5 protein-coding genes are annotated in these 8,092 nt (G+C 51.5%); 1 reads left to right on the top strand and 4 read right to left on the bottom strand.

The window, feature by feature from the left end; genetic code table 11:
• Nucleotides 1-2,073: 2,073 nt before the first annotated feature.
• Entirely contained in the window at nucleotides 2,074-3,573 is a 1,500-nt protein-coding gene (locus AC2FFP_RS22455) for a ShlB/FhaC/HecB family hemolysin secretion/activation protein (protein WP_480613948.1), read from the bottom strand.
• Between the two features lie 264 nt (nucleotides 3,574-3,837).
• Nucleotides 3,838-4,770: an SdiA-regulated domain-containing protein gene (locus tag AC2FFP_RS22450; protein WP_170790473.1), complete on the bottom strand. Its 933-nt coding sequence runs from the start codon at nucleotides 4,768-4,770 to the stop codon at nucleotides 3,838-3,840.
• Nucleotides 4,771-4,952: 182 nt separating this feature from the next.
• On the opposite strand from AC2FFP_RS22450, the gene AC2FFP_RS22445 reads away from it, so the two are divergent.
• A complete protein-coding gene (locus AC2FFP_RS22445) occupies nucleotides 4,953-5,711 on the top strand; it encodes a DUF4956 domain-containing protein (RefSeq protein ID WP_170493949.1) in 759 nt (252 codons plus the stop codon).
• Here the strand turns inward: AC2FFP_RS22445 and AC2FFP_RS22440 are convergent, their stop codons facing one another.
• Nucleotides 5,712-6,653, bottom strand: a complete 942-nt coding sequence (locus tag AC2FFP_RS22440) for a metallophosphoesterase family protein (protein WP_496881529.1) — start codon at nucleotides 6,651-6,653, stop codon at nucleotides 5,712-5,714.
• Nucleotides 6,643-8,076, bottom strand: coding sequence for a hypothetical protein (locus AC2FFP_RS22435; protein ID WP_171728199.1), 1,434 nt, complete (start codon nucleotides 8,074-8,076; stop codon nucleotides 6,643-6,645). The genes AC2FFP_RS22440 and AC2FFP_RS22435 overlap by 11 nt, the downstream gene beginning before the upstream one ends.
• Nucleotides 8,077-8,092 lie beyond the last annotated feature (16 nt).

Below are 8,092 nucleotides of genomic sequence, written 5' to 3'. Positions count from 1 at the left end.
TTGGCGGTTACGATGAGCCAGAAACCCTCTCTTATCAAATCTACTTAAACTGTCCCATTGGTGCTGACGTCAGACATTATCTAAACCAACCGAGCCGAGCTAAATTGAAAGGAATCTACCATAGCCTCGCAATTGAGTTGTTTTGTTCGGTTTTGGGTTGAATTGTTCCAAGAATAACGCACTTTTGGCTGAGTTATGGTGCGTTCAAGTTGATCAAGCCACTGTACGACAATCGACAATTGAGCGCGTATAGTGAACCGTGCAATCTTATGGGAAAATCGTGCAAACCTATGCGCAAATGCTGTGCAAAATTATGGGCGAAGACACCCAGATTTTCTGAATAAAATCAATGATAAGAATGCAGCGTTATGCGCGTCCCTACAGATTTTGTAGGTTTGCGCATAGCACTTCGCACACCCCATAAGTTTGCGTAGTTCGCCCATAGTTTTGCGCTGCGCGTTTCTCTGCATTAGGACGAATTCAATCAGTGTATGGCTTAGTCGTTGCGGTTATGGCCCTTTGCATTGCTCAATCCCGCAAAGGGCCTCCTTAAGGAACCTGGGATTCTCGCGAAGGTCTGCGATGCGCAGAAAGCTGACTTTGCAAAGTTGCCGTTCAACGTTTCGCTTGCCCGACCTGACCGTCCCAGATGGTCGGAGGCTCTTCTTGGAAGTGCGGCACTTTAGATTGTTGTCCTAATTGAGGCAAATTTAGGTACAGAGCATTTTTGGGCTACGTCAGCCAACGTAAACGCCAGGGAATATGGGCAATACGAAATCCAATTATCCAGATGACAATTGACGAACTATTGGTCGACTAATCTCATTGTCCGAGCAAAACCTACCATGCGAGCTTCAGCGCTGCTTTCGTTTGACCGAAATAATGCATCCAGAATGTTTTGGATGCCTTGCAGGCACATCCCGTGCCATTGCGTCCACGTTTCCCAGGTGCCGTAACGCTCCGTTGTTCAGCAACACGCCTCGCCCAGCATCATAACGGCGCTGTCCAAATCCGCTGGCAACGCATTCCCAGTCTTCCTTGGCCGCCGCGTTGCGGAATCTCGGTAGGTCGTGCGGGTCATGTCGTCCAGGTGTTGCTGCGACGTGATCGTGTTTCTTCGCATTGCTTTGGTGCGTTAGATGGTGGGTCACTTGTGTTGTGCCAGGTTGCTGGACAGTACCGGTTGTCGGCCTCGGCTTAGGGCGCATGATTGTCACGACGCCTTGTGGCTTCGGATGCCCTGGGACTGCCACGTGAGTTGCCGTCGGTTTTGGTGTCAACTGTGGAACCTGGCCAGGAACCGCCGTGGGAACCTGATTGGGGGTTGCGGTTGGGACAAGCGGTGGTGTCGCCGTAGTACCGCTGTGTTGCGGAACACGGCCGGGCACTGCGACCGGAATCTGGTTTGGTGTTGCAGTTGGGACGAGCGGTGGCACAGCAGTTTGTCCAGTGGGCTGAGGTGGGACCTGACCAGGAACTGCGACTGGTATTTGGTTTGGTGTTGCGGTGGGCACAAGTGGCGGCACCGCTGTTGGGCCGGTGGGTTGAGGCGGAACCTGGCCAGGGGTAGCGACCGGAACTTGATTGGGAGTTGCAGTCGGAACTTGCGACGGCACCGCGGTAGGACCGGCGACCAATGGTGGAACCTGATTGGGAACGGCTGTCGGAACCCGGTTTGGTGTTGCGTTTGGTGCCAAAGGCGGAGCTAGAGTTGGCGCTACTACCGGCGTGGGAACCTGACCAGGAACCGCTATCGGTGTCGCAATAGGAACCTGACCGGGAATTGCGTTCGGGACCGCGCCCGGCGCAAGGACTGGAACAGTAACGGACGTGGGCGTTTGCTGCGTTCCCTTAGGCGGCAACTGATTTGCCACCGGCTGAGTTGGGCCAGTAACTTGATTACCTGCCCCTTGCCCACCAGCCTGCCCGCACCCTTGGCTCGACTGGTGTGGGTTCCCTACACCTCGGCACCACCCGTAGTGATTTCCGCGGGCAAAGACCTGAGTAACGGCCAGTTCTGTAATTAGACAAGTTGCGGTAAGTACAGCAATTCGGTTCAGTTTCATAACATTCTCACCAACTTGTTGTCAGAGCAAGATACGCGCCAGGATCGCCAGAGTCGGTCAAAGGGCCGTCTCTCAAAGGGACACCGACATATCCGGACAGAAATAGATTTTTCTTAAACTCAATGTCCAAACCCAGACCTGTCGACGCCAGTGTAGCATTATCAACTTCGAAACTCGCAGGGTCATTGTTCGAGATGTAACCCACGTCGAAAAAGGCAAAGGGCGTTAAGCGATGTATGCTCTGGGAACTGGGGAAGTAGGAATGAGACACTTCGAAAATCGCGGAAATCCCGGAATCGCCATCCACTTCGTCAAAACGATATCCGCGCAAAGCATAACGATCACCAAGGAAGTACTCTTCGACCGAGGGCAGCCGGTCTGTTGTGTACTGCCCCCAGATCTCGGTTCGCCAAGCTGTGTTGGGAGACAAGCCCGTTAGCGGGCTTTCGTATCCGACGCCGCCTCGTAGATGCCAGAACGAAGAGTCCCCGTCGTCAAAATTCGCGTCTGTCGTGTCGTTGTCATTGTCACCAAAAGATAAGGTTAGCCCCGCTTCCAGAGCTTGTCCCTTTGGATAGTTTTGCCCGTAAAGATATGTAAGGCCAACGACACTCGCGTCACTGGATAGTGGAACGCCACCACTGACTGAGTCCGCTTTTGAAAGGCGATAGTCCAACAGAAGATACCCATAACGGGCCACATCGCGGATCACGGGGTAACCCATCGCGACTGTGAAGTTCTCGCCGTCAATATCTGTTCTCGCAAAGTCCCCCGAGAGGTCACGTTTTGCGTTTATGTTCCCGTAGAAGATCTCACCGTACAGACCATTGCTGTTCAGCGGCGTGCGATAGGTAAGAGCGCCCCATAAAGAGTGTTCATCGTCTTTGTCCCAATTGTAATTGCCTGATCCCTCAAATCGCAGCAAATCCCCGACGGTCAGCGTTGAATAAAACTCTTGTACGACATAGAAGCTGAGCGCTTCTCCAAGCTCACGCGGAGGGTTGTCGAGTGTCGCACTACCGGCTTGTTTGCGCAGAGGTTCTCCCAATACCCTCAGCCGAGCACCAGCCTGATCCGGGTAATCAAGTTCGGTCGACACGTCCAAATCGGGTATGTCCTCGGCTAGCATAACCGCCCGCTCAAATCGTTTGAGAGTTATTGGATATGCGGTGGTGAGGGGCTGAAAAATCTTCTCTAGTGTTTTGAACGTGCGAGTATCTACGCCTTCAATTTCGATGGTTTGAATGCGCCCTTCATCAACAACTATGCTCTGCCCATCGGGACCAGGCCACGCCTCAGCCAAGAAGTAGCCGTCTTCTCGGTAGATCTGAGTGATCGTTGATGCGACCTCCACCGCTGTAATGCGCCCTGATCGATCAAAGGCCAACTGACCGGCAAAAGTTAACAGCTCATCCGCATCATACACCGTTACGCCGCTGACCGAGTGCTGGGATGCGATGTCCCAGGTTTGGGCAATGCTACTTCTTGGAACTGATGCAGTGGCCACAAGAGTGCAAATGATCGCAAAAACAACTGATCTGAATACGCGCATTTTTGACAACCTTAAAGTGACTGAGCATGTTGAAGTCCAATGTTATTATGTGGTTCGCATGTGTGAACCTGACGCTACTCGAATGTATTGATGGGTGATGTTTTTAAGAAACACAGTGAACAGAACGCAGATTTACTTATTACGCCGCACATACGACGGCGCTGAATTACACAAACCGGCTTTTCAACAAGTTAGAGTAGAGAACTAGTAGGACAGTCCTCACAATTCCGGTTGCTCAAAAACATAAAGCCGCGATTTCTTGGCATCGTCTGTTAGGACATAGAGAAGCCCTTTGGTCTCATCGAGAGCGATTCCTTCGGGATGTTTAACTTCCTTTTGTTTGCCATCTTCTGTGAACGTCAAACTGATAGACTTTACGGACTTGGACTCTGGATTGTAGACGAAGATTTGACGGCCTTTGTCACTTACAATCCAAAGAGAACGTGAGGACGGGGACCATGCTAGGCCGCTCAAATCCAGTTCATCATCATCTACACGCTCGGAGATAAAACCTGCATCGCGGGCTAAAGGAATGATCTCAACAATTTCGTCTAGCGCTGGTGATACGACCATTAACAACCTTGGTTGTCCTTCAATGCCAATGAAGACCCGCCCCGATTCCGGGTCAACAGCGATACCTTCGGGTCCCTTGTTTAATGGGTTGCCAACGAGTAATTCAGCGGCGGCCGAGTAACCTTTAAGAGATGTGAGAGGTATTGTTGTCAATTGAATGGGTTCGGTTGGGTGAACGACTAGAATTGATCGGTCAGTTTCCTGAAGCACCAAAACAGACCCATCCTTTCGAGGTGCAACACCCTCCAAATCTGATCCTGCCAATGCTGGCAACTTGAAAGAGTTTCCTAATACCCCGTCGACTCTGAGTAGGTGCAGTTTAGGTTCGGCATCACTTACAGACCACAAGAAGCCTTCAGCGTTAGACATTGCCAAACCGGAAGGCTCTGAAAATCCCTCTGATTTGTCTGCCACCTTGAATTTATCGACCAGAACCAAACCAGCACTTTCGGCGTAGGCAAAATTGGTCCAAGGCAAGAAGGCTGCCGCAACCGAGCTAGCCGTAAAAGCGAGTCGTCTAAGTTTGCAGAAACACCGTGAAATTTCAGCTTTTGACGAAAACACTCTGTTTTCTGTCATTGGATTCTCTCACGCTTGGACCACATCCCTGTATCAGCGTTCGTATCACAGTCCGGATACGATGTCCGAAGAATGCACTGTAATCTCTTTACCTGATCCCGCCTGTTGCGATTGAATTGAATAGGGCACGATGTGCCTTTGGTTAAGCGTAAGCCTTTGGCGTGAGCAGGGAGGAAGACAAGTTGAATACGACCCTCACATTTGTGACCGTGTTGTTGATGCTGCTGTTGCCAGGTGCTGCGGTGTCACAAGTCGACCCTGCGACGATGCTGGCCGGGGCTTCGGGGTCGGAAATCGTTATCGAACGCCGGTGGACGCAGTTTCGTGGCAAACAGGAACTGTATTTCTTTACTCTCGATGTGATCGTCACGATCATTCTGGCTGGCTTGATCGTATATCATCCGGTGAGACGTAAAGCCCGTAGAAGCGTCCGCGACATAGTTATGCCAAGGCTTTTCTTCCTGTATGCGCTTATCGGCATGGCGGTTGGTTTCCTGGTGGTTCAGCACGGGTCAATGATCGGTTTCGTTATCTTTGGTATCGGAGCGTTGCTCAGGTTCCGCTCCAATCTCGATGATCCGGTGGACACTGTCGAAATGATAATCGTGACTGTTCTTGGTCTTGCGGTCGGTTTGGGCTTGCCGCTGATGGCCACACTAGTGGCGGTTGTTTGTTGGTGTTTCATTTGGCTCGGAGGGCGAAACAAGGGTGTGGAAATTTCGCTCAAAGCTTCGGACGAAGAGCACTCATTGAAAGTCACCGGAGCCATTGAAGCCATGGCCACAGAGGCTGGCTGGAAGCTGGTCAGAAAACACCACGTCCCCGGAAAATCTCGGGTTTCATTGCTTTTCATCACCTCGGGTGGACTGACGGAAGCCCGGATCGAAGAGATGATAAATGATCTGGTCCCTGAAAAAGTCGAACTGAAACTCAACCTCTAGTCATTTCACAAGGTCTAAGCGTTTCAACACCGCATTCGGGGATCTGATCTCTTTCGGGAGCGACTTGAAGTTTACCGACCTTTCGAAGTCAGGGCCTCGAAATACGGCTATCTCAAACTCTCCGTTCGGCTGGAACGTAACATGAGTGAAGCTGTGAGGTGATCTGGCGCTATCGCCAATAAGCCGCCGCGGACCACCTCCCAAACAAGCTTGAGAGACATAAGCCACACCGTCTTTCCAACCGGGGTAGAAGGCATGATGGTGGCCTGAAAGATGCAGAACAACACCGCTTTCCAGATAGATTTTTTCAAGTGTTGGGTCACCGATGATTTCGCGTTCGCGCTGGATCGCGAACGGCCAAAGTGGGAGGTGACTGAAAGTGACAATCGGGTCTCCGTCTGCACCCAATTCCTGTAACCGGTCCTGCTGGTCACCGGATAGGGGTCCTAGGGTCGTTGCATCCAAAGACGCAAACGTAATGCCCTGCATCTCAAATGCGTAGAAGAACGGGTAGTCATCTGAAACCAGGAAGTCGACGCCTGGTTTTCTCGGCGTCCATTCCTCTGCGTATATTTTCCTTTCACGCTCGAACCCTCGGTAGGCGGAGGCATCATGGTTTCCAGGTGTGACCGCAAATGGAATGCCGGCAGCCTCTAATGGATCTGATACGACCTCGTGAAACGCATTCCACATATCCCTGACCTGTTTGTCGGACAAGTTGGGAATGCGCTGTCCCGCAACCATATCTCCGGTCGAAATAACCAGATCTGGATCAAACTCGATTATGCGCTCAATCGCCTTGTCGACGCGGGCATCGTATCTTACCGAACCATAGCTTCCATTCAGATCCGATATGACGATGACATCCAATGCCGCCGCTTTGCAGGCGAGCAGAGCGGTCCAAATACACACCGCAATAAGAGCAGAACACCTACGGTACATAACAGTCCACAGCCTCTACCTCGGTGCCGTTTCTCAAAAAGAATGCGACAGGATCCAAGTCGAACATCAAATCGCCATTTGAGCAATTGCTCTGGAGAATGGACGTTGCCAGCGCAGTATTTTTGACAACTTGTGCAATCTGACTGTCTGACAAACCAAAGCTTTGCGATAGCCAGTCATAGACTGGGCCTTGGGATTGAAGGTCACTATTCAATGCAACCAAGCGCCGATACGTGCTTGGAGAGAAGTGGCGAATTTTCTCCAGCATTTGAGTAGATTTCGCGAAGTTGGCGTATTCGACACGCCCACCAGCATCGTTGTCGTTTAGATTGCTGCGACGGATCAATAATGCGTCGTCGGGAACGTCTCCATCGTTTGGCTCATGGTGCTTGGCTTTCTTATGCTTCAGCTTTCCGTCTTCGACCCAATACCAATAGGGTGTGAAGTCTATGTTTCCTACGCGGTCCTGCTGGCTAAAGATGAAATCGAGGAGTACAATCTCGGTAAGTTCTTGCATCCAAAATGCCATCTGTTGGTCGCTGACATCGGGACCGAGATCCTTGTTGATCATCCGGTCTCTTCGACCTTCTCCAACGCCCTCTACAATGGCCTCTGGCAAGGGTTTTGAAGAACGCAAAGCCAAGAAAGCAGGAGTTTCCTGAAAATCGCGGTTCTGACCTTTCCCCCAACCAGATTTACGGGTGCCGTTGATTTCCGAGCCGTATCGATGCCCAGGGCTATCAAGCAGCGCACCGTATATTTGCGTTCGATCTGCGGTGAACAGATCGTCGGTTGGCTGGTACGAGTTCGGGTCGGCATCCGCAGCCGCGAAGACCCGCCAGCCTTCGTGGTTCATGCGCCCACCATGAGAGCCGCCAGAAATCGCAAGGCCGGGCTCTGCGACCTCGGAAAAGTGCGCCTGGGCGTCCATGCTACGCCAAACGGCGACTGGAACTTTTACAGTCGTGTCGAAATATCTGGAGAAATGATAGTAAAGCAGCGACGAGGTGGAAAAGGTTCCACTGGTGCCCTTTTGGTTCATGGTGGATTTGAATTTGGCCACCCTGTCCTTGGCCAGATCTTTCGCCGCCTTCCCCTCTTTGCAAGCGTTTCTCTCGAACTCAGTACGGTTCCCTGTGTAGGGTCCTTCCGAAATATCGTACACGGCCATTCCTGGGCTGGTACTCCAGGTTTTTGGGCAAATAGCAATTTCGGAGGCATAGAAATCGATCTCGCAATAGGCCGTTTCTTCCTCAAGATCGCTTTTCTTATACTCGCCCGTTGAAACTTTTTCGATCCGAATACAGCGTTCAGTAACGCCGTTGGGACTATCAAATGTCGTGGCTTCACCGAGGACATCGTCGTTCGCCCACAAGACGGTGGGTGCAATGAAAGCAAGTGACCCCAGAAGAATGAACTTCATTTGGATAGTTCTCCCA

This window comes from Ruegeria sp. YTSC004 (assembly GCF_059609805.1).
This window is presented reverse-complemented; position numbering and strand designations above follow the sequence as displayed.

Excerpts from the sequence above, each read along its gene's own strand:
- AC2FFP_RS22435 (WP_171728199.1), bottom strand. The coding sequence starts at position 8,076 with ATGAAGTTCATTCTTCTGGGGTCACTTGCTTTCATTGCACCCACCGTC.
- AC2FFP_RS22440 (WP_496881529.1), bottom strand. The coding sequence starts at position 6,653 with ATGTACCGTAGGTGTTCTGCTCTTATTGCGGTGTGTATTTGGACCGCT.
- AC2FFP_RS22450 (WP_170790473.1), bottom strand. The coding sequence starts at position 4,770 with ATGACAGAAAACAGAGTGTTTTCGTCAAAAGCTGAAATTTCACGGTGT.